Annotated in this window: 20 protein-coding genes; 11 read left to right on the top strand and 9 right to left on the bottom strand. The window is 72.5% G+C overall.

Features of this window, described 5'->3' with window-relative positions; translation table 11 throughout:
• Positions 1–11: 11 nt before the first annotated feature.
• Positions 12–833, bottom strand: coding sequence for a class I SAM-dependent methyltransferase (locus ABD091_RS01310; protein ID WP_343915310.1), 822 nt, complete (start codon positions 831–833; stop codon positions 12–14).
• Positions 834–851: 18 nt separating this feature from the next.
• On the opposite strand from ABD091_RS01310, the gene ABD091_RS01305 reads away from it, so the two are divergent.
• The 3 genes from ABD091_RS01305 to rpsA all read left to right on the top strand — a co-directional run bounded on the left by ABD091_RS01305 (position 852) and on the right by rpsA (position 3926).
• A complete protein-coding gene (locus ABD091_RS01305) occupies positions 852–1526 on the top strand; it encodes a phosphotransferase family protein (protein ID WP_343915309.1) in 675 nt (224 codons plus the stop codon).
• 5 nt (positions 1527–1531) lie between these two features.
• Positions 1532–2293 (top strand): potassium channel family protein, encoded by a 762-nt coding sequence (locus ABD091_RS01300; protein ID WP_343915308.1) that lies wholly within the window; start codon positions 1532–1534, stop codon positions 2291–2293.
• Positions 2294–2438: 145 nt separating this feature from the next.
• Positions 2439–3926, top strand: a complete 1488-nt coding sequence (rpsA, locus tag ABD091_RS01295; protein WP_343915307.1) for a 30S ribosomal protein S1 — start codon at positions 2439–2441, stop codon at positions 3924–3926.
• Between the two features lie 80 nt (positions 3927–4006).
• Here rpsA and ABD091_RS01290 read toward each other — a convergent pair whose 3' ends face one another.
• Entirely contained in the window at positions 4007–4162 is a 156-nt protein-coding gene (locus ABD091_RS01290) for a hypothetical protein (RefSeq protein ID WP_343915305.1), read from the bottom strand.
• A gap of 93 nt (positions 4163–4255) precedes the next feature.
• Between ABD091_RS01290 and ABD091_RS01285 the strand changes: the two genes are divergently transcribed.
• Entirely contained in the window at positions 4256–5203 is a 948-nt protein-coding gene (locus ABD091_RS01285; RefSeq protein WP_343915304.1) for a GlxA family transcriptional regulator, read from the top strand.
• Between the two features lie 16 nt (positions 5204–5219).
• Here the strand turns inward: ABD091_RS01285 and ABD091_RS01280 are convergent, their stop codons facing one another.
• The 3 genes from ABD091_RS01280 to ABD091_RS01270 form a co-directional block, all read right to left on the bottom strand.
• Positions 5220–6833, bottom strand: a complete 1614-nt coding sequence (locus ABD091_RS01280) for an SLC13 family permease (protein WP_343915303.1) — start codon at positions 6831–6833, stop codon at positions 5220–5222.
• Between the two features lie 54 nt (positions 6834–6887).
• Positions 6888–8141: a class I adenylate-forming enzyme family protein gene (locus ABD091_RS01275; protein ID WP_343915302.1), complete on the bottom strand. Its 1254-nt coding sequence runs from the start codon at positions 8139–8141 to the stop codon at positions 6888–6890.
• Between the two features lie 110 nt (positions 8142–8251).
• Positions 8252–8428, bottom strand: coding sequence for a hypothetical protein (locus ABD091_RS01270; protein ID WP_343915301.1), 177 nt, complete (start codon positions 8426–8428; stop codon positions 8252–8254).
• A 65-nt stretch (positions 8429–8493) separates the two neighbouring features.
• On the opposite strand from ABD091_RS01270, the gene coaE reads away from it, so the two are divergent.
• The 3 genes from coaE to ABD091_RS01255 are packed head-to-tail and all read left to right on the top strand — an operon-like array spanning position 8494 to position 10537.
• Positions 8494–9078, top strand: a complete 585-nt coding sequence (gene coaE / locus ABD091_RS01265; RefSeq protein ID WP_343915300.1) for a dephospho-CoA kinase — start codon at positions 8494–8496, stop codon at positions 9076–9078.
• 9 nt (positions 9079–9087) lie between these two features.
• Positions 9088–10380: a glycoside hydrolase family 3 N-terminal domain-containing protein gene (locus ABD091_RS01260; protein WP_343915299.1), complete on the top strand. Its 1293-nt coding sequence runs from the start codon at positions 9088–9090 to the stop codon at positions 10378–10380.
• Between the two features lie 28 nt (positions 10381–10408).
• A complete protein-coding gene (locus tag ABD091_RS01255) occupies positions 10409–10537 on the top strand; it encodes a hypothetical protein (RefSeq protein ID WP_343915298.1) in 129 nt (42 codons plus the stop codon).
• A 90-nt stretch (positions 10538–10627) separates the two neighbouring features.
• Here ABD091_RS01255 and ABD091_RS01250 read toward each other — a convergent pair whose 3' ends face one another.
• Together ABD091_RS01250 and ABD091_RS01245 are read right to left on the bottom strand one after the other, a co-directional pair.
• A complete protein-coding gene (locus ABD091_RS01250) occupies positions 10628–11596 on the bottom strand; it encodes a sigma-70 family RNA polymerase sigma factor (RefSeq protein ID WP_343915297.1) in 969 nt (322 codons plus the stop codon).
• Between the two features lie 136 nt (positions 11597–11732).
• A complete protein-coding gene (locus ABD091_RS01245; RefSeq protein ID WP_343915296.1) occupies positions 11733–13880 on the bottom strand; it encodes a S9 family peptidase in 2148 nt (715 codons plus the stop codon).
• 24 nt (positions 13881–13904) lie between these two features.
• Between ABD091_RS01245 and ABD091_RS01240 the strand changes: the two genes are divergently transcribed.
• Positions 13905–14780, top strand: a complete 876-nt coding sequence (locus ABD091_RS01240) for a GNAT family N-acetyltransferase (RefSeq protein WP_343915295.1) — start codon at positions 13905–13907, stop codon at positions 14778–14780.
• A gap of 402 nt (positions 14781–15182) precedes the next feature.
• Here ABD091_RS01240 and ABD091_RS01235 read toward each other — a convergent pair whose 3' ends face one another.
• Positions 15183–16502, bottom strand: coding sequence for a DNA polymerase IV (locus ABD091_RS01235; protein ID WP_343915294.1), 1320 nt, complete (start codon positions 16500–16502; stop codon positions 15183–15185).
• 149 nt (positions 16503–16651) lie between these two features.
• Here ABD091_RS01235 and ABD091_RS01230 point away from each other — a divergent pair, with 149 nt between their 5' ends.
• Positions 16652–17611: a DUF4192 domain-containing protein gene (locus tag ABD091_RS01230; RefSeq protein ID WP_343915293.1), complete on the top strand. Its 960-nt coding sequence runs from the start codon at positions 16652–16654 to the stop codon at positions 17609–17611.
• A gap of 41 nt (positions 17612–17652) precedes the next feature.
• The gene (locus ABD091_RS01225) at positions 17653–19116 is read left to right on the top strand and encodes a glutamate-cysteine ligase family protein (RefSeq protein ID WP_343915292.1); all 1464 of its coding nucleotides are present in this window, start codon (positions 17653–17655) and stop codon (positions 19114–19116) included.
• Between the two features lie 11 nt (positions 19117–19127).
• Here ABD091_RS01225 and ABD091_RS01220 read toward each other — a convergent pair whose 3' ends face one another.
• On the bottom strand, positions 19128–19538 hold the full coding sequence (locus tag ABD091_RS01220; RefSeq protein ID WP_343915291.1) for a hypothetical protein: 411 nt from the start codon (positions 19536–19538) through the stop codon (positions 19128–19130).
• 125 nt (positions 19539–19663) lie between these two features.
• On the opposite strand from ABD091_RS01220, the gene ABD091_RS01215 reads away from it, so the two are divergent.
• Complete coding sequence (locus ABD091_RS01215) at positions 19664–20068, top strand: universal stress protein (protein ID WP_343915290.1); 405 nt, start codon at positions 19664–19666, stop codon at positions 20066–20068.
• The last annotated feature ends 99 nt before the right edge of the window (positions 20069–20167 follow it).

The raw sequence follows: 20167 nt of genomic DNA, 5'->3' as shown, positions 1-20167 counted from the left end.
GCCGTGGTGCGTCAGGCGGGGAGGTCCGCGGAGAAGATCGCCGTGCCGGGGGTGAGGAGTCCCCGCGTGCGGGACCAGCCGCCCCAGACCCGGTCGTGGTCGGCCGGCCACTCCGGCTCCACGAGGTCGACGAGGGAGAAGCGGTGCCGGGCCAGCACCCGCACCCAGTCGCCGAGGGTGCGGTGGTGCTCGACGTAGGCCACGAGCCCGGTGTCGTCGTCGATCTCGACGTAGGGCGTCCGGTCCCAGTACGGCTGGCTGGCGACCAGCCCGCCCTCGCCCGGGTCGTCGGGGAACATCCACCGCGTGGGGTGCGTGATCGAGAAGGCGAACCGTCCGCCCGGACGCAGCACACGTGCGGCCTCCGCCACCGCGTCGTCGATGTCTGCGACGAACTGCAGCGCTCCGAAGGAGCAGAAGACGACGTCGAACGACCCGTCACGGAAGGGCAGCGCGGTCGCCGTGCCCTGCACGGACGGGACGCTGACACCACTCTGCTCGTCGATGCGGCGCGAGTGCTGGAGCTGGCGGTGCGACAGGTCGAGGCCGACGGCGCGCCCGCCCCGCGAGGCGACCCAGCGCGAGCACTGGCCGGCACCCGATCCGAGCTCGAGGACGTCACGTCCGGACAGGGGGCCGAGGACGCCGGCCACCTCCTCGGTGAGTCCCTCCGGGCCCCACACGAACCCGATGTCGCCGAGGAAGGACCCGTGGGTGGCCTGGTACTCGTCGGCGTAGCGGTCCCAGTCGGGGCCGTTCGCACGTCGCGACTCCGCCTCGTCGACCGGCCGGCGCTCGACGCTGACCGAGGGCTGCGGCCACACCTCCTCCACGCACGAGAGACTACGGCCATGGACCTGAGCTCGCTGACCCCGCTCGAGGGCAGCAGCTCGGGGCAGACGTTCCTCGGCGTGGTCGCGGGGGACCGGTGCGTGGTCCGGATCTACGCGGATCCCGGCGATCGAGGCGACGCCGCGGCCGAGATCGACGCCGCGCTGCTGCGGCTCGTGCGCGGTCTCGTGCCCGTCCCCGAGGTCCTCGAGGCACGGCGCCCCGACCCTGCGGTCGGCGCCCCCGGGCTGCTGGTGACGTCGTTCGTCCCCGGCGTGACCGCCGACAAGCTCCTCCCCGACCTCGACGGGGAGGGACGGGCCCGGGTCGGCCGGTCGCTGGGCACCATCGCGGCCGTCATCGCCGGCATGCCGCTGCTGCGACCGGGTCCCTTCGTCGACGGTGACCTGACCGTGGGGAAGTGGGCCGACCGTGCCGACCGTGAGCACCCGGAGCGGACCGCCCTCGTCCACGGGTCCCTCGATCCGGGACACGTCCTCCTCGACACCGAGACCCTGGAGGTGCGGGCCGTGACCGGCTGGGGATCCGCCCACGCCGGTGACCCGCTGGCCGACCTGGCCCACCTGCTCACCAGAGCGCCCGCCGGCGAGTTCCGGGAGGCGGCGCTCGGCGCCTTCGCCGGGCGCCACGGCGGCACGGCGCAGGACCTCGGGGCGACGCTGGCCCTACCCTGACGCCCATGGCCGGTGAGCTGGGCGAGGAGCGTCGTGAGCGCTGGGAGGAACGGACCGGACCGGTGCTCATGCTGGCCGCCTTGCTGTTCCTGGTCGCCTTCGGGTGGCCGATCATCGAGCCGGACGCCTCGACGACCGTGCGGACCGTCTGCTGGGCCCTGGCGCTGGCCTCGTGGGTGGTGTTCGCCGCGGACTTCGTCGTGCGCATCGTCCTCAGCAACAACCGCGTCCACTTCGTGACCCACAGTCCGCTCGACGTGGTGCTCGTCCTGGTGCCGATGCTGCGCCCGCTCTCGCTGCTGCGCGTGCTCAGCGTCATCGGCATCCTCGACCGCCAGGCCGGGCGCGCCTCGCGCGGGCGGGTCGCGCTCTACGTGGCGACCTCCTCGGCCCTGCTGATCACCGTCTGCGCCTTGTTCATGCTCCAGGCCGAGCGGGGCCGCCCGGGATCGGTGATCGACTCCTTCGACGACGCCCTGTGGTGGGCGGCGACCACGGTGACCACCGTGGGCTACGGGGACACCTACCCGACGACCGGCACCGGACGCGCCGTCGCGGCGGTGCTGATGTTCTGCGGCATCGCCCTGATCGGTGTCGTGACCGCAACGGTCGCGGGGTGGCTCATCAGCCGGGTGGCCGAGGAGGAGGAGGCCGTGGATCAGGTGACGCAGCGCGATGTCGAGGCGCTGACGGGTGAGGTCAGGGCGTTGCGGCAGGAGCTGGCGGAGGTCCGCCGCCGAATGGACGGCGACACGCCCGGCGCGTAGTCTGGACAACTGCGTCATCAGGCCTGCCCTCCCGACATGGAGTGGATACGGGCTCGCTAATGCCTTCGGCATCATCTGGGCGGTAGTGAAACGGGCCTCGTGCGCGCGCCCGACGACTTCTGACCACCAAGGATTCACTTCCCTTATGACGAGCACCATCTCCGCTCTCCCGGACTACGACGCGCCGCAGGTTGCGGTCAACGACATCGGGTCCGAAGAGGACTTCCTCGCCGCGATCGACGAGACCATCAAGTACTTCAACGACGGTGACATCGTGGATGGCACCATCGTCAAGGTCGACCGGGACGAGGTCCTGCTCGACATCGGCTACAAGACCGAGGGCGTGATCCCGAGCCGCGAGCTCTCGATCAAGCACGACGTCGACCCCAACGAGGTCGTCGAGGTCGGCGACAAGGTCGAGGCCCTCGTCCTCCAGAAGGAGGACAAGGAAGGCCGCCTGATCCTGTCCAAGAAGCGCGCCCAGTACGAGCGCGCCTGGGGCACCATCGAGCAGGTCAAGGAGGAGGACGGCGTCGTCGAGGGCACCGTCATCGAGGTCGTCAAGGGCGGCCTCATCCTCGACATCGGCCTGCGCGGCTTCCTGCCCGCCTCCCTCGTCGAGATGCGTCGCGTCCGCGACCTGCAGCCCTACGTCGGCCAGACCCTCGAGGCCAAGATCATCGAGCTCGACAAGAACCGCAACAACGTGGTCCTGTCGCGCCGTGCCTGGCTCGAGCAGACCCAGTCCGAGGTCCGCCACGGCTTCCTCACCCAGCTCCAGCGCGGCCAGATCCGCAAGGGTGTCGTCTCCTCGATCGTCAACTTCGGTGCGTTCGTCGACCTCGGCGGCGTCGACGGTCTCGTCCACGTCTCCGAGCTGTCCTGGAAGCACATCGACCACCCCTCCGAGGTGGTCACCGTCGGTGACGAGGTCACCGTCGAGGTGCTCGACGTCGACATGGACCGCGAGCGGGTCTCGCTGTCGCTCAAGGCGACGCAGGAGGACCCCTGGCAGCACTTCGCCCGCACCCACCAGATCGGTCAGATCGTGCCCGGCAAGGTCACCAAGCTGGTGCCCTTCGGCTCCTTCGTCCGCGTCGAGGAGGGCATCGAGGGCCTCGTGCACATCTCCGAGCTGGCCGAGCGCCACGTGGAGATTCCCGAGCAGGTCGTCCAGGTCAACGACGACGTCATGGTCAAGATCATCGACATCGACCTCGAGCGTCGCCGGATCTCGCTGTCCCTCAAGCAGGCCAACGAGACCGCGACCGCGGCCGACGTCGACGAGTTCGACCCGACGCTCTACGGCATGACCGCGTCCTACGACGAGCAGGGCAACTACATCTACCCCGAGGGCTTCGACCCGGAGACCGGCGAGTGGCTCGAGGGCTACGACGAGCAGCGCGCCACGTGGGAGGAGCAGTACGCCAAGGCCCACGCCCGCTGGGAGGCCCACGTCAAGCAGCAGGCCGAGGCCGCCAAGGCCGAGGTCGAGGCCGGCGAGGCCACGTCCTACTCCTCGGGTGGCGACGCCCCGCAGGCCGAGGGAGGCGACACCGGCTCCGGCTCCGGCTCGCTCGCCTCGGACGAGGCCCTGCAGGCGCTTCGCGAGAAGCTCACCGGCGGCCAGTGACCCACCGGTAGGCACCACGCGACAGCGATCGGCCCGGCACCCCGCGAGGGGTGCCGGGCCGATCTGCGTCCGGAGGATCGTCAGCGGTGGTGCGGCGCGAACGAGTCCTGGTGGTGGCTGGCGGGCGGGAGGTAGGCGGCCGACCGGGTGGGGTCGTCGTCGTGGATGTCGCGGAGTGCCGCTCCGATCACCGCGGTGACGGAGACGATGGCCAGGAAGATCATCAGCTCGAACATGGCAGTAAGTCTGCCTCCGTCGAGATCCGGCCACGAGTGGCAGAGAAGTCAGGTGTCGTTGATTTTCTGCCAGAACTGCGCAAGCATGGTGTCGTGCAGACGGTCGCGGTGGTGGTCCAGGACGGGGCGGAGCCCTTCGGGCTCGGGTCCCTGGTCGAGGTGTGGGGCGAGCCCTACCACGCGGACGACGGCAACCCCGTCTTCGACTTCCGCGTCTGCACCCCGCGGCCGGGCCGCGTACGGGGCAGGTCCGGATTCGACCTTCACGTCGACCTCGGCCTCGAGGCCACCGAGGACGCAGATCTCGTGTGCTTCTCCCCGAAGCACGACTTCCTCGTCCACGACGAGTCAGTGCTCGACGTGGCGCGCGCGGCGCACGCCCGCGGAGCGATCGTCTACGCCCACTGCTCGGGCGCGTTCGAGCTCGCCGCCGCGGGCCTCCTGGACGGCCGGGAGTGCACGACCCACTGGCGCTACACCGAGCTGATGCAGCAGACCTACCCGGCTGCCCGCGTCCGGCCGGACGTCCTCTACGTCCAGGACGGCACCGTGTTGACCGGGGCCGGCAGCGCCGCGGGCATCGACGCCTCGCTCCACCTGGTGCGGCAGCACTTCGGCGCGCGGGTCGCCGCCAGCACCGCCCGGCGCATCGTGGTGCCGCCCCACCGAGACGGTGGCCAGGCGCAGTACATCGCGCGTGCGGTGCCCGACTGCGACGCCGAGACCCTGGGCCCGCTCCTGACCTGGATCACCCACAACCTGGCCGACGACCTCGGTGTCGACGCCCTCGCCCGGCGCAACCACATGTCGCCCCGGACGTTCGCGCGCCGCTTCCGTGACGAGACCGGGACGACTCCCCACGCCTGGGTCACGCGCCAGCGGGTCCAGGCGGCCGAGGAGCTCCTCGAGCAGACCGACCACTCCGTCGACTGGATCGCGACGGAGGTGGGGTTCGGCAACGCCGCGGCCCTGCGTCACCACTTCGCCCGCGTCCGCGGAGTGTCGCCCCAGCAGTACCGCAGGACCTTCGCGGCGTCCTGAGCCGGCAGCGGACCGGCTAGATCACCAGGCCCAGGGCGAAGGGTCCGATCGCCACGGTGAACAGCGTGATCAGCAGGACGCCGACCACGTTGAGCACCGCGCCCCCACGTGCCATCTCGCTGATCCGGACCGCCCCGCTGCCGAAGACGATGGCGTTGGGCGGGGTGCCGACCGGGAGCATGAACGCGCACGTGGCGGCCAGGGCAGCCGGGATCAGCAGGGTCACGGGGTCGACGCCGATGCCCACGGCGACGCCGCCGAGGACCGGGATGAAGGTTGCCGCGGTGGCGGTGTTGGACGTGACCTCGGTCAGCATGAGGACCAGAGCGACGACCGCCATCAGGAGCAGCACCACGGGTAGGGCGCCGAGGCCGCTCACCTGCGTGCCGAACCACTCGTCGAGGCCGGTGGCGGCGACGGCCGCGGCGAGGCTGAGCCCGCCGCCGAACAGCAGCAGCACGCCCCAGGGCAGGCCCTCCTCGGCGTCCTCCCACTCCAGTGTCATCCGGTGGTCCCGGTCGGCCGGGATCAGGAACATGACCAGCCCTGCGCCGATCGCGATGACGGTGTCGTCGAAGCTGTCGAGCCAGGGGGCCTGCTCGCCGATCGAGCCGATGCTCGCGAGCAGACCGGGGACGATCCACAGGAACGCCGCAGCAGAGAAGACGGTCAGGACGACGCGCTCCCCGCGGCTCACCGGCCCGAGCTCGTCGATCTGGCGCTCGATGAGCTCGGCGCCGCCCGGGATCGAGTCGAGCGAGAACCGGAACATGACCCGGGTGATGAGGAACCAGGCCAGGCCGATGAAGACGACGACGATGGGGACGCCCAGCATCATCCACTGGGCGAAGCCGATGTCGGTCCCGATCTCGGTGCTGATGTAGCCCGACACGATCGCGTTGGGCGGGCTGCCGAGCAGGGTGCCGAGACCGCCGATGGAGGCGGCCCACGCCACCGACAGCAGGAGCGCGACGCCGAAGATGCGGACGCCCTTGTCGTCGACGATGTCGCGGATCGTCTCGCTGCCGGCGAGACGCTGGCGCAGCTCGTCCTCGTCGACGGACTCGTCGCCGGTCGTCGCGCTGTTCTCGATGACCAGCGTCAGCACCGACAGGGCGATCGGAAGCATCATCAGCGTGGTCGCGGTGTTCGAGACCCACATCGACAGGAACGCGGTCGCGATCATCATGCCGAGGATGATCCGGCGCGGATGGGTGCCGACGCGCCGCAGCGTGAGCAGCGCGATCCGTCGGTGGAGGTTCCACTTCTGCATCGCGATGGCGATCAGGAAGCCACCGAGGAACAGGAAGACGATCGGGTCGGCATAGGGGGCGGTGGCCTCGTCGATGTCGAGGTCCGTGAAGGTCGGGAGGGCGACCATCGGGATCAGGGCGGTCGCCGAGAGCGGGATCGCCTCGGTCATCCACCACACCGCCATGAGCGTGGCGATGGTGGCCACCACCCGGCCGTCCTGGGAGAGGTCGGCTGCGCCCATCGCCAGGTAGACGACGGCGGCCAGCGCGACGCCGAGGGCGCGCAGCGCCCACGTGGTCCGCGGTGGTCGTGCCGGCTCGCGGTCTCCTGGCTCGTAGTCGTACTGACCTTGCTCACGGACGATGCCGGTGCTCATGAGTCCTCCCGAGACTGTGGTGCCCGTCACAGTACCCGCCCGGGAAGTGCGGGGTCAGCCCAGCGCGCTGCGCAGCACCTTCCCCGTCGGCGTGTGCGGCAGCTCGTCGAGGAAGCGCCAGGTCCGCGGGCGCTTGGCCGGTGACAGCCGCTCGCGGGCGTACGCCGTCAGGTCCTCGACCGACGCCGTGCCGACGACCGCGGCGCAGACGCGCTGCCCCCACTCGGCGTCCGCGACCCCGTAGACGGCGACGTCGACGACCCCCGGGTGCTCACGCAGGGCGTTCTCGACCTCGACCGGATAGACGTTCACGCCACCGCTGATCACGAGGTCCTCGCGCCGGCCGTCGAGGTAGAGGTAGCCGTCGTCGTCGAGCCGCCCGAGGTCGCCGACGGTGAACGCCGGTCCCTCCGCTGTCGCGCGCCAGGCCTCGGCGGTCTTGCCGGGGGACCGGAAGTAGTCGAAGCGGGCGTGCGGCGGCACGACGCACCACACGGTGCCGCGGTCGTCCACGGAGATGCGGCGACCGGGCCGCGCCCTGCCCACCGTGCCGGGACGCTGCAGCCACTCCTCGGAACGGCAGGCGGTGAACTGCCCCTCGGTGGACCCGTAGAACTCCCAGGTCGAGCCTGGTGGGAATGTCTCGACCAGCCGGCGCTTCAGGTCCGGCGGGCAGGCTGCTCCGGCGTGGGCCAGCAGTCGGACGCAGGAGAGGTCGGGTGCGCCGTCGGCGTCCCAGTGGGCCAGCAGCCGGTGCAGGTGGGTTGGGACGACGAACATCGTGGTCGGCCGCTCGGTCGCGATCAGCTCCGTCAGCCGGGCAGCGTCGAACGCGCCCGCGAAGACCAGGCGCCCGCCGGCGAGCAGGGTGCCGGTCGCGAAGCGCAGCGGCGCGCTGTGGTGGATCGGGCTGACGACCAGGTTCACGTCGTCCTCGCGGAACCCCCAGAGCTCGCGCTCCTCCTGGAGGAGGGCGGTCGCCGCATCCTCCCCGAGCACGCCGCTGAAGACCGCCTTGGGACGTCCGGTGGTGCCACTCGTGACGTGCATCGGCCGCCCCAGCGGGAGCCCGTGTCGACGGGCGGGAGGGATCGACGCGTGCAGCGACGCCAGCGCCTCGGGAGTGTCGACCACGAGCACAGGATCGACGTCCGCCAGCGCCCGCTCGCGCTCGACGGCGGTGAGGTGCGGGTCGAGCGGCACCGGGAAGACCCCGGCGGCCAGCAGGCCGACGACGGTCTCGACGTAGGGGGTCGAACCCGGCTGGAGCAGGGCCACCCGTGCTCCGGGCGGGAGGTCGGGGAACACGTGCGCGACCCTAGCCGGAGGTGGCATCCTCCTGGGAACGCGTCGACAGCTTCACCTCGGCCGGGCAGGTCGTGCCGACCGCCCGGCGTCGGCTCGGCCAGCGTGGGTCGTCAGGCGATCGGGCTGGGCCCGCGCGCGACGGTGCCGGCATCGTGGTTCTCCTTGCCGCAGCGACGGCAACGGAGGAACGTGCCCGACCTCTCGCCGTCGCGACCGGCCGGATAGCCGATCTTGAGCCACCTGTGGCCGGCCAGCTTGCAGATGGTGAAGCGCTTCAGGCGGTCCATGGTCGTGTCGCTCTCGTGCGGGCGCCCCTGCCCAGACTACGCCTGCCGGCCGCTAGGGTCGCGGCATGCGCGTGGGACTGACGGGCGGGGTCGCCTCGGGCAAGAGCACGGTGTCGGCGATGCTGGCCGAGCGGGGCGCAGTGGTCATCGACGCCGACCTGCTCGCACGCGAGGTGGTCGCGCCGGGCACCGACGGCCTGAGGGCGGTGGTCGCCGCGTTCGGGGAGCAGGTGCTCGGACCGGACGGCTCGCTGGACCGGCCGGCGCTCGGAGCCCTCGTGTTCGCCGACGAGTCCAAGCGACGCACGCTCGAGTCGATCATCCACCCGCGCGTCCGCGCGCGGGCGGCCGAGATCGAGGCCTCGGCACCGGCCGGGGCACTCGTGGTCCACGACATCCCGCTGCTCACCGAGACCGGCCAGGCCGCGTCCTTCGACGCCGTCGTGGTCGTCGACGTGCCGGTCGAGACCCAGCTCGAGCGGATGGTGACGCTGCGCGGCATGAGCGAGGAGGACGCCCGCTCCCGCGTGGCCGCCCAGGCCACGCGGGAGGAACGGCTGTCGGTCGCCACCCACGTCATCGAGAACACCGGGTCGCTGGAGGAGCTGCGGGCCCGGGTCGATGAGGTCCACGAGGCGCTCGCGGGTTAGCGTCCCGGGGTGCGTCTGCTCCACCCCGTCCTCGCCCTCCTGACCGTCGCCGCGTTGGTCGCCGGCTGTGGCGGTGACCCGGCCCCCTCGGACAGCGAGGCGCCGTCCGCCCCGTCCACGTCGTCGGGGCCGGAGCCGGCCGAGGAGCCGACCACCGATCCGGACACCTCGACGTCGTGGGGGCCGACCGAGGGTGAGCTCGACCGGGCGCGCGAGGTGGTGGCGGGCTTCTCGCCGGCCGAGCTCGCCGGCCAGGTCATCGTGGGCCGCTACGACGGGACCGACCCGGCCGTGCCGGCCGCCATGGTGCGCGACCTCCACCTCGCGGGCGTCTGCGTCACCTCCGGCAACGTCGCCGACGCGGCCCAGGTCGCCGCGACGACGCAGGCGGTGGAGGAGGCCCACGCGATCGACGGGCGCGACTGGCCGGCGGTCATCGGCGTCGACGAGGAGGGCGGCACCGTGTCGCACCTGCGCGGGGTGGCGACCGAGTTCCCGGCCTTCCAGGCCGCGGGCACGGCCATCGCCGGCGCGGGACGCGTGGGGGAGAGGGCGGTGACCCAGGCGGCGCGGGCCACCGGTTTGGAGCTGCGGTCGCTCGGCTTCACCTGGGTCTTCGCCCCGGTCGCCGACGTGACCATCGGTGCCGCCGACCCCACGATCGGCAGCCGCTCGCCGTCCTCCGACCCCGGACTGGCCTCGCGCGCGGTCGCGGCGGCCGTGACCGGCTACGACGACGCCGGGCTGGTCTCCACGACCAAGCACTTCCCCGGCCACGGCGGCGCGACGGCTGACAGCCACGAGACGCTGCCCGTGCTCGGGACCTCGATGAAGCAGCTGGAGGCGCGCGACCTCAAGCCGTTCGAGGCCGCCGTCGAGGCCGGTGCGCCGAGCATCATGATGGCCCACCTCGACGTGGAGGCACTGCAGCCCGGCCTGCCGTCGAGCCAGGCGCCCGACGTCTACGACTACCTCCGCGACGACCTCGGGTTCGAGGGCGTCGCCATCACCGACTCCCTCGGGATGGGCGCGGCGCTGAGCGAGACCTTCCCCGCGATCAAGGCACTCAACGCGGGGGCGGACCTGCTGCTCATGCCGGTCGACCCGGCCCAGACCCACCTCCTCGTCACCCGGGCGATCCAGAGCGGCGAGGTCCCCCGCGAGCGCGCGGAGGAGGCGGCGTCACGGGTCGTGGCGCTGCAGATGTGGCAGCAGCGGGTCGCCGACGAAGTGGCGGTGCCGCAGGACGTGACGGCGCGTGCCCAGGCAGCCGCTGCACGCCTCACCGCGCTCGGCTACTGACGACCCCGACGCGGCGTAGTCTGGTGGCATGAGGGAACCGACCGAACGCTGGCGGGAGCTGCCCGCCCTGGTGCCGGCCACGGCGCTGGTGGCGCTGCACCCCGCCGACGGCGTCCCGCCCGTGCCCGTGGGGCCCGAGGGCGGCGGGGACGACTGACCCACTCGCGCTGCTCCGGACGCGCCACCGCCCGCGACCCGGGAGCGTGGCAGCGCTCCCGGCGCGGGCGGTGAAGGAGGACCCGGCCGGTCAGGCAGCCAGGTCGGGGTCGCCGAGGCGACGCAGTCGCTGGAGCGCCTCACGCTCGAGCTGGCGCACGCGCTCGGCGCTGATGCCGTGCTTCACGCCGATGTCGGCCAGCTTGTGCTGGCGACCGTCGACCAGCCCGTAGCGCGACCGGATGATGTCGGCCGAGCGCGGGTCGAGCTGGCCGACCAGGGCGCTGAGCCGCTCGCGCGACTCGTGGTCGAGCACGTCGAGATCCGGGCCGGGCGTGGACTCCTGGGCGATCAGGTCGCCCAGCGAGGTGTCGCCGTCCTCGTCGATGGGCGTGTCGAGGCTGACGTGCTCACGACCCCACGACAGCAGGTCGAGCACGCGGTCGACGTCCATGCCGAGCTCGGTGGCGATCTCCTCCGGCTCCGGCTCGCGGCCCAGCTGGCGCTCGAGGGTACGGCGCGCTCCGCCGACCTGGTTGAGCTCCTCCACGACGTGGACGGGGAGACGGACGACGCGCGCCTGCTGGGCGATGCCGCGCGTGATCGCCTGGCGCACCCACCAGGTGGCGTAGGTGGAGAACTTGTAGCCCTTGGCGTAGTCGAACTTCTCGACCGCGCGGATCAGGCCGGTGTTGCCCTCCTGGATCAGGTCGAGCATCGGCATCTGCGCGCGGCCGTACTTGCGCGCGATCGACACGACGAGCCGCAGGTTGGCGGTGATGAAGGTGTCGATGGCCTTCTGGCCCTCCTCGGCCAGCCACTCGAGCTCCTCACGGCTGGCGCGCATCGGCGCACCGCCCTTGGCCCGGGCGATCCTCCCGGTGTCGAGCAGGTGCTGGGCCATCAGGCCGGCCTCGATCGTCTTGGCCAGCTCGACCTCGGTCGCAGCGTCCAGGAGCGGGTTGCGCGCGATCTCGTCGAGGTAGAGCCCCACGCTGTCGCGGCCCTCGATCTCGCGCGCGCCGGTGGGTATCGGTCGTGCCGCCGTCGTCGTCGCCATGATGCCGCCCCTTTCGTCGATACTGCTCTCAACCGGTCCTGTTCCCCGGTTGTTCCCGAGGTATTCGGACTCCTTGACCAGAACGACGGGTGGGGCGGGCGAGAAGTTGCGTGCGGCGGGAACTCTCAGGGAGTTCTCAGTCCCCCTCGCCCGTGGGGGTGGCCAGGCCCAGGCGGTCGAGGATCCACGCCAGGCTGAACGCCCGGTCCTTCCAGCCCTGGTAGCGACCGGAGACTCCGCCGTGGCCGGCGGCCATCTCGCACTTCAGCAGGAACTCCCCGGAGGTGGCGGTGGCCCGCAGCCGGGCGACCCACTTGGCGGCCTCGACGTAGAGCACGCGGGTGTCGTGGAGCGAGACCTCGGCGAGGATCGGTGGGTAGTCCTGGGCGCTCACGTTGTCGTAGGGCGCGTAGGACGCGATGTAGTCGTAGGCCTCGGCGTCGCCCTCGGGGTTGCCCCACTCGTCGTACTCGATGACCGTCAGGGGCAGCGTCGAGTCGAGCATCGTGGTCAGGTTGTCGACGAACGGGACGCCGGCGACGATCCCCGCGAAGGCGTCGGGGGCCAGGTTGGCGACCGCGCCCATGAGCAGGCCACCGGCGCTGGCGCCCTCCGCGACCACCCCGTCCGGCCGCGCGATCCCCTCGGCGACCAGGTGGCGGGCGCAGGCGACGAAGTCGGTGAACGTGTTGCGCTTGGTCAGCACCTTGCCGGCGTCGTACCAGCGGCGCCCCATCTCGCCGCCGCCGCGCACGTGCGCGATCGCGAACCCGGCACCGCGGTCGAGGACGGAGAGCCGGGGGATCGAGAACGACGGGTCGATCGAGGTCTCGTAGGAGCCGTAGCCGTAGAGGTGCACCGGGATCGGTCCGTCGTCGAGCGCGCCCCGGCGGCAGACGAACGACATCGGGACCCGCTCGCCGTCGTCGGCCGCGGCCCAGAACCGGTGCTCCTCGTAGTCGGCCGGGTCGTAGCCGCCGAGGACGGGCGTACGACGCAGCAGCGTCAGGTCGCGCGAGGCCACCTCGTAGTCGTAGACCGACGACGGCACCGACAGCGAGGTGTAGCCGAGCCGGACCACGGGGGAGCGGAAGTCGGGGTTGCTCCCGGACCCCACGGTGTAGACCTCCTGGTCGAACTCGACGAGGTGGTCGTCGGCGACGCCCTCCTCGCCGAGGGTGAGGATCCGCAGCTGGGTCAGGCCTTGGCTGCGCTGGTGGACCACGAGGTGCCCGGCGAAGGCGTCGACGTCCTCGAGCCGCACCGCCGGGTCGTGGGGGACCAGCGCCTCCCACTGCTCCGGCGAGGTCGGCTCGACGGGGGCGGTGCCGAGCTCGAAGTCGGGTCCGGTCGCGTTGTGCATCACGAGCAGCACGTCGCAGCCGCCGATGACGGCGTGCTCCACGCCGTACTCGAGGTCGGTGCGGCGCTCGGAGAAGACCCAGAACCCGCGCTCGGGATGCTCGGTGTCGAGCAGCCGGACCTCGGTGGTGGTCTTGGAACCGGAGACGACCTGGACGAACCGGTCGCTGCGGGTGCGACCCACCCCGGTCCAGAAGCGCGGGTCGGTCTCGTGGTGGACCAGCTCGTCGTCGTCCTGGGTGGTGCCGAGGACGTGTCGCCAGACCTTGTCGGGACGCCACGACTCGTCGACGGTCGCGTAGTAGAAGGAGTCGCTGTCGGGATGCCAGGTGGCGCCGCCGAGCACGCCCGTGATCTCGTCGCCCGTGGTCCCTCCGCTGCGGAGGTCCTTCACGCGGATCGTGTAGCGCTCGTCGCCGGTCGTGTCGGTCGCGTAGGCCAGCAGGTGGGTGTCGGGGCTGACGGCCGAGCCGCCGAGGGAGAAGAACGCGCTGTCGCCGGCGAGCGCGTCGAGGTCGAGCAGCACCTCCTCGCCGGGCAGGGCCGGCTGGTCGGGGTCGGTGTCCTCCGCCGGGCGCGGAGGCGTCCAGTCGTCCGGGTCCGTGACCGGGACGCGGCAGGTGGCGCCGTACTCGCGGCCCTCGAAGGTACGTCCGTAGTACCAGTAGCCGCGGGCACGGGTCGGCACGGAGAGGTCGGTCTCGCGGGTGCGGGAGCGGATCTCCTCCACGATCGCCTCGCGCAGGTCGGCGAGGTGGGCCGTGGCTGCCTCGGTGTAGGCGTTCTCGGCCTCGAGGTGCGCCAGCACGTCGGGGTCGGTCGCCTCGCGCAGCCAGTCGTAGGCGTCGACGCGGGTGCGCCCGTGGTGGGTGGTCTCGACGGGGCGGGGCTCTGCGACCGGGGCGACAGGGGACTGCGGCATGCCGGCCAATCTAGAGTGCGGCGGGTGACCGAGCCGGAGCAGGTGACCGACCCCGACGACCCACTCGTCCACGAGCTGGCCGAGCGACAGCGGCACTTCCGCCTGCAACACCGCTACGTGGACCCCGAGGAGGGCGCTGCCGCGGCCCTCGCGCTGGTCCAGGAGCTCCTCGCCGACTCGCGGCTGCTGCGCACCGACGTCGGCTGGCTGTGGCTGGGACCCGACGGTGAGCGGACTCCCGTCTTCGACGCCCGGGCGGTCGACCCCGACGCGGTCGTGGCGCTCCGGGACCTCGCCGCCGCCACTGCCGGGTCACCGCTGGCGGCGAGCGTGCTGCCGGGGGAGCCGACCCGCGAGGCCTTCGTGGCGGACGGGTCCTTCGAGCGGACCGCGACCACGATGCGGCTCGACCTGCGGGCCCCGCTGCCCGGCGACCACCTCGCCGAGCGGGTCTCGGTGTCGCCGATGGGCGACGCCGAGCTGGCGGCGTACGCCGACGGAGCGGTGGCGGCCTACGCCCGCGAGCGGGAGGAGAGCGGGGAGTCGGCGGCCTTGGCGCTCGCCACCGCACGTGCCTCCTTCGACGAGCTGCTTCCCGGTGGCCGGGCCGGTCCCGACCAGCACCTGATGTCGGTGCGGGTCGGCGACACGGTCGCCGGTCTCGTCTGGGTCTGCGAGCGGTGGCCGGCCCAGGCCTGGGTCTACGACGTCGAGGTCGACCCGACGTTCCGGGGCCGCGGCGTCGGGGCGGCGGCGATGGTCCACGGAGCCCGGCTCGCCCGCGACCTCGGCCACCGGTGGCTGGGTCTCAACGTCTTCGGTCCCAACACCCACGCGCGGCGCCTCTACGAACGTCTCGGCTACGTCGTGGAGGAGGAGCACTGGGCCCGGCGCTCGTGAGGGTCCGTCCACAGGCTCCCGGAACGGCTGTGGACGACCGGGGCGTCGTCTGTGGAGATCGCGGGGTGTGCCTGTGGACGCGCCTGTGGGACCGACGGAATGTCGCAGAAAGCCTTGCGCAGGCGGTGACGGCCGACGTAGAACTCTCCTACCGATCGGCCGCTCGCGGCGGGTCGGGGATCGAGTCGGAGAGAAGATCCGGACGGCGAGCTCGCTCGCCGCGTCGGCCCGGTGACGGGGGCGGCGGGATCGGACATCCGGCTGGGTGGACCGGGCGTCACGTCACCGGTCAAAGCCGAGGGGCCCCTGATGCTCATACCATCAAGGGCCCCTCACTCATCGGCCAGCCTTCCCGGTGCGCGGCGCCCGGCGCAACTCCACGCAGCAGGTGTCACCTGCTGTTCACACCGGGGCTCCGTCGGTCTCGGGCGGCCGCCACGGGGCCAGGTCGGGGGAGTCGGCGGGGTAGGACCGCACGGGTCCCGGGCCGGTCTGGGCGGTCTCGAAGCGGACCGTGACGACCCCGCGGCCCGAGCCCCACACCCAGCCACGGCCCATCTCGGTGTGCTCGACGTCCATGCCGGGAGCCCAGGTCGACCGCTGCGTCGGAGGCTCGACCGGGGCGACGTCCTGCTCCTGCTCGGGCTCCTCGTCGGTGAACAGCTCCTCCTGGATCCAGTCGGCGAGGCCGGAGACACCCACCCCGAGGAGGCGGACGCCGCCGGAGGTGTCGAGCTCCTCGAGCAGCGAGCGAGCGAGCCGCGCGATCGTCGGTGCGTGGTCGGTGGGGGAGGGCAGGGTCGTGGACCGGCTGAGCGTGGTGAAGTCGTGGAGCCGGACCTTGATCGTGATCGTGCGCCCGGAGAGGCCGTGCTTGCGCAGCCGCTCGGCGACCTGCCCGGCCTGGCGGGTGAGGAGACCGGACATGAGGCTCCGGTCGGTCAGGTCGGTGTCGTAGGTGCCCTCCACGGACACCGACTTGGTCTCGCGCTCCGGCTCGACGGCCCGGTCGTCCTCGGCCCGGGCGAGGGCGTGGAGGCCGGTGCCGTGGGCGCGTCCCACGAGCCGGACCAGCTCGTCGAGGCTGACGGTCTCGAGGTCGGCCACGGTGTGGATGCCGGCGCGCCGCAGCCGCTCGGCCGTTGCCGGTCCGACGCCCGGGATGACGGTGACGTGCATCGGGCGCAGCAGCTCGGTCTCGGTGCCGGGCATCACGACGACGAGGCCGTCGGGCTTGTCGAGGTCGCTGGCGACCTTGGCGATGAACTTCGAGGTGCCGATGCCGACCGACGCGGTCAGGCCGCCGGTCGCCTCCTTGACCCCCTCGCGCAGCCGCTCACCCATCGCGCGCAGCGTCGTCTCGTCGTGGTCGCCGAGCTCCGCCGGGGCGAGGTCGACGAAGGCCTCGTCGAGCGAGAGGGGCTCGACCAGCGGCGAGACCGCGCGCAGCACGGCCATCACGGCCCGGCTGGTCTCCCGGTAGGCGTGGAACCGGCCGGTCAGGAAGGCGGCGTGGGGGCAGCGGGCGCGGGCCTCGCGGGTGGACATCGCCGACCGCACGCCGTAGCGGCGCGCCTCGTAGGACGCCGTCGAGACCACCCCGCGCCCCCCGACACCGCCGACGACGACCGGCTTGCCGCGCAGCGAGGGCTTGTCGCGCTGCTCGACCGCCGCGAAGAACGCGTCGAGGTCGAGGTGGAGCACGGAGGCCTGCGCACGCACGCCCGCAACCTACTCGCGGCCTCCGACACGTCGCGTCGTGCGTCCCCGAGGGGCCGCCGACCGTCCACACCCGCCGTGGCTGCAGACCTGTCCACAAGGACCGGTCGACACCCTCGTGGACGTCGCCGGGCGCGATGAGGGTCGGAGTCATGACCTCGCTCTCGCTCCCGCCCACGACCCTGACCGCCCGATCCCCCGAGGACCTGCTCGCCGTCGCGCGGGTGGTGCTCGGCTTCGACCCCGACGACTCCGTCGTGATGCTGACCTTCGGCGGCCCCGGTCCCTTCCACGCCCGCGTCGACCTGCCCCCTCCCCGGTGCGCCGCCGACGAGCTCGCGCTGCTGGCCGACACCCTGCTCCGCCCGGCGCTGCGTCACCGCGTGGAGGCCACCGTGCTGCTGGTCTTCGGTGACGACGACCGCACCGCCCGTCGCGCCGTCCGTGCGGTCACGCGGTCGCTCGAGGGTGCCGGCATCGCCTGCCTCGAGGCGATCCGTGCCCACGCCGGCCGGTGGCACCCGCTCCACGGACGGCTGCGCGGCGCAGGATCCGCGGGCGTGACCTACGACGTCACCGCCCACCCCTTCGTCGTCGACGCGGTGCTCCGGGGGCGGGTGATCCACGGCTCTCGCGCCGAGCTCGCCGCCACGCTCGACGCCGACCCCGAGCTCTCGGCCGCGGTGACCCGCTGCCGGCCGGCGGCGGCGGCGTCACCGGAGTGGGCGGCCGCGACCGCGAGACACCACGCCCTGGCCGGCACCGTGCCGCCGGCTCCCGAGGCTGCCCGGCTGCTCGAGGCGGTGGCGGAGCAGTCGGTGCGCGACGCCGTGTGGGGCGACGTCGAGCGCGGCGAGGCCCGCCACCACGTCGAGCTCTGGTCGGCGCTGGTGCGCCGCGCCCCGGACGACCTCGTCGCCCACGCCGCGGCCGTGCTGGCCTTCGTGGCCTGGCTGTCCGGTGACGGGGCGCTGGCCTGGTGCGGCGTCGACCGCGCCCGCGCCGCCTGCCCCGACCACTCCCTGGCCGCCCTCGTCGCCTCGGCGCTGGAGGGCGCCGTCCCACCCTCGTCGTGGGACGACGTGGGCGCCGGAGTCGATCCCGCATCGTGAGGGTGATGGCCGCGCGTCGCTTCCGGCCCTAGGGTCACCCCATGGGCGACGAGGTGTCTGCACAGGAGTTCTCGAGGGCAGACCGCACACGGCACCGCGAGAAGGTGCGTCGTTGCCTCGACGTGTTCGCGCGCATGCTGCGCGAGGCACGCTTCGACACCGACGACCCGATGACCGGTCTCGAGGTCGAGCTCAACCTCGTCGACGACCGGGGTGACCCGGCGCTGCGCAACGTCGAGGCCCTCGACGCCATCGCCGACCCGGACTTCGTGACCGAGCTCGGGCAGTTCAACATCGAGATCAACGTGCCGCCGGCCCGGCTGCGCGAGGGCGGCCTCGCCCAGTTCGAGGACCAGCTGCGTCGCAGCCTCAACGACGCGGAGCAGAAGTCGTCGGAGGTCGGTGCCCACATGGTGATGATCGGGATCCTCCCGACCCTCGCCGAGGGCCACCTCTCCCTCGACAGCATCACGCCCAATCCGCGCTACAAGCTCTTGAGCGAGCAGATCATGTCCGCGCGCGGCGAGGACATCGCGATCTCGATCGCGGGGCCCGAGCGACTGGCCACGACGGCCGACTCGATCGTCCCCGAGGCCGCCTGCACCAGCACCCAGTTCCACGTCCAGACCTCGCCCGACCAGTTCGCCGCCTACTGGAACGCCTCGCAGGCGATCGCGGCGATCCAGGTCGCGCTGGGCGCCAACTCGCCCTACCTGCTCGGCAAGGAGCTGTGGCGCGAGACGAGGATCCCGCTCTTCGAGCAGGCCACCGACACCCGCAGCGAGGAGCTGAAGGCCCAGGGAGTGCGGCCCCGGGTGTGGTTCGGCGAGCGCTGGATCACCACCGTCTTCGACCTCTTCGAGGAGAATGTCCGGTTCTTCCCCGCGCTGCTCCCCGTCACCGAGGACGAGGACCCGATCGAGGTCCTGGAGGACGGCCGGACCCCGCAGCTCCAGGAGCTCCGGCTCCACAACGGCACGATCTACCGCTGGAACCGGCCGGTCTACGACACCGTCGACGGCGTGCCCCACCTCCGGGTCGAGAACCGCTGCCTCGGCGCGGGACCGACGGTGGTCGACCTGATCGCCAACGCGGCCTTCTACTACGGCCTGGTCCGCTCGCTGGCCGAGAGCGAGCGGCCGCTGTGGTCGCAGATGTCGTTCTCGGCCGCCGAGGAGAACTTCCACGCCGCTGCCCAGCACGGCATCGACACCCAGGTCTACTGGCCGGGCATCGGCCAGGTCCGGGTCACCGAGCTCGTGCTGCGGCGGCTGCTGCCGCTCGCACGTCAGGGGCTGGAGGCCTGGGGCGTGCCGGACGCCGAGGGCGGTCGGCTGCTCGACGTCATCGAGCAGCGGTGCCTCACCGGCACCAACGGTGCGGAGTGGTTCGCACGACGGATGCGCGACCGCTCCGACCTCGACCGCTACGACGCGCTGCGGGCCACGCTCGAGGACTATCGCCAGCGCATGCACACCAACGAGCCGGTGCACACCTGGGACTGACCGTCGGGTCGTCAGTCGCGCAGCCGTGCCCAGGTCCGGCCCTCGCCGGTGACCGGGTCGCACCAGCCCCGACGGGTCACGACCACGCACGTCCACGACTGCCCGGCCTCGGCCGCCGCGGCTCGCGTCGCCGCAGCCCAGGCGACGTCGACGTCCTCCCGATCGAGGTCGCCGGGCCGGGTCACCCAGACCAGCGGGTCGTCGACGCCGGAACGGGTGGCCATGGCCGCGACCAGGTCGCAGCGCAGCGCGTGGTCGGTCGCGGTCAGGGCAGCGCCGACCGTGCGCTCACGCACGCCGGGGCGACCCACGTGAAGCACGGGGGCGAACCGCCGGCGGCGCTCGCCGGCCGCGTGGCGGCGTACGGCCTCGCGGAGCAGGAGGGCACGCTGCCGCGCAGGATCCGGGTCGGGTGGGGCCACGGGCCCACGGTGCCCGATCCGCGGCGTCGGCGGGGCGTGTCGTCCACAGGCCTGCCCCTCGTGGCCGGGATTCGGTAGGTTGCCCGCAAGGGCCCGCGAGGGCCGTGTCGGGCAGAGGAGGGCCAATGGGGACCGTGGTCGTGGGATATGTGCCGAAGCCGGAGGGTGAGGCCGCCCTCAACAGCGGCATCGCCGAGGCGAAGCTGCGCAGCGCGCGGATCGTCGTCGTCAACTCCCACCGGGGCGGCAGCGAGTTCGACGCGGAGGCCTCGGTGAAGGCCGAGGCCGACATGGAGCGCATCAAGGGCATGCTGACCGACGCGGGCCTCGACCACGAGGTGCGCCAGCTCGTGCGAGGTTTCGAGCCCGCCGAGGACCTCATCGGGATCGCCGAGGACGCCGAGGCCGAGCTGATCGTCATCGGCCTGCGCCGTCGCTCGCCCGTCGGCAAGCTGATCCTCGGCAGCAACGCCCAGCGGATCCTGCTCGACGCCAAGTGCCCCGTGCTCGCGGTCAAGGCCGACGCCTGAGGGGAGCGCACCTCACGCACCTCGCCGTCGACGGCTGATCGGCACCGGGTCCAGGTCCGGCCCAGACGGCCGGAGGACCTGCCGAGCGCGTGCGTGGAG

Source organism: Nocardioides aestuarii (genome assembly GCF_039527245.1).
GTDB lineage: Bacteria > Actinomycetota > Actinomycetes > Propionibacteriales > Nocardioidaceae > Nocardioides > Nocardioides aestuarii.
Note: the sequence above shows the minus strand (reverse complement) of the source record. Positions and strands in the feature narration are given on the sequence as shown.

Excerpts from the sequence above, each read along its gene's own strand:
- ABD091_RS01305 (WP_343915309.1), top strand. The coding sequence starts at position 852 with ATGGACCTGAGCTCGCTGACCCCGCTCGAGGGCAGCAGCTCGGGGCAG.
- ABD091_RS01300 (WP_343915308.1), top strand. The coding sequence starts at position 1,532 with ATGGCCGGTGAGCTGGGCGAGGAGCGTCGTGAGCGCTGGGAGGAACGG.
- rpsA (WP_343915307.1), top strand. The coding sequence starts at position 2,439 with ATGACGAGCACCATCTCCGCTCTCCCGGACTACGACGCGCCGCAGGTT.
- ABD091_RS01290 (WP_343915305.1), bottom strand. The coding sequence starts at position 4,162 with ATGTTCGAGCTGATGATCTTCCTGGCCATCGTCTCCGTCACCGCGGTG.
- ABD091_RS01280 (WP_343915303.1), bottom strand. The coding sequence starts at position 6,833 with ATGAGCACCGGCATCGTCCGTGAGCAAGGTCAGTACGACTACGAGCCA.
- ABD091_RS01270 (WP_343915301.1), bottom strand. The coding sequence starts at position 8,428 with ATGGACCGCCTGAAGCGCTTCACCATCTGCAAGCTGGCCGGCCACAGG.
- coaE (WP_343915300.1), top strand. The coding sequence starts at position 8,494 with ATGCGCGTGGGACTGACGGGCGGGGTCGCCTCGGGCAAGAGCACGGTG.
- ABD091_RS01255 (WP_343915298.1), top strand. The coding sequence starts at position 10,409 with ATGAGGGAACCGACCGAACGCTGGCGGGAGCTGCCCGCCCTGGTGCCG.
- ABD091_RS01250 (WP_343915297.1), bottom strand. The coding sequence starts at position 11,596 with ATGGCGACGACGACGGCGGCACGACCGATACCCACCGGCGCGCGCGAG.
- ABD091_RS01245 (WP_343915296.1), bottom strand. The coding sequence starts at position 13,880 with ATGCCGCAGTCCCCTGTCGCCCCGGTCGCAGAGCCCCGCCCCGTCGAG.
- ABD091_RS01230 (WP_343915293.1), top strand. The coding sequence starts at position 16,652 with ATGACCTCGCTCTCGCTCCCGCCCACGACCCTGACCGCCCGATCCCCC.
- ABD091_RS01225 (WP_343915292.1), top strand. The coding sequence starts at position 17,653 with ATGGGCGACGAGGTGTCTGCACAGGAGTTCTCGAGGGCAGACCGCACA.
- ABD091_RS01215 (WP_343915290.1), top strand. The coding sequence starts at position 19,664 with ATGGGGACCGTGGTCGTGGGATATGTGCCGAAGCCGGAGGGTGAGGCC.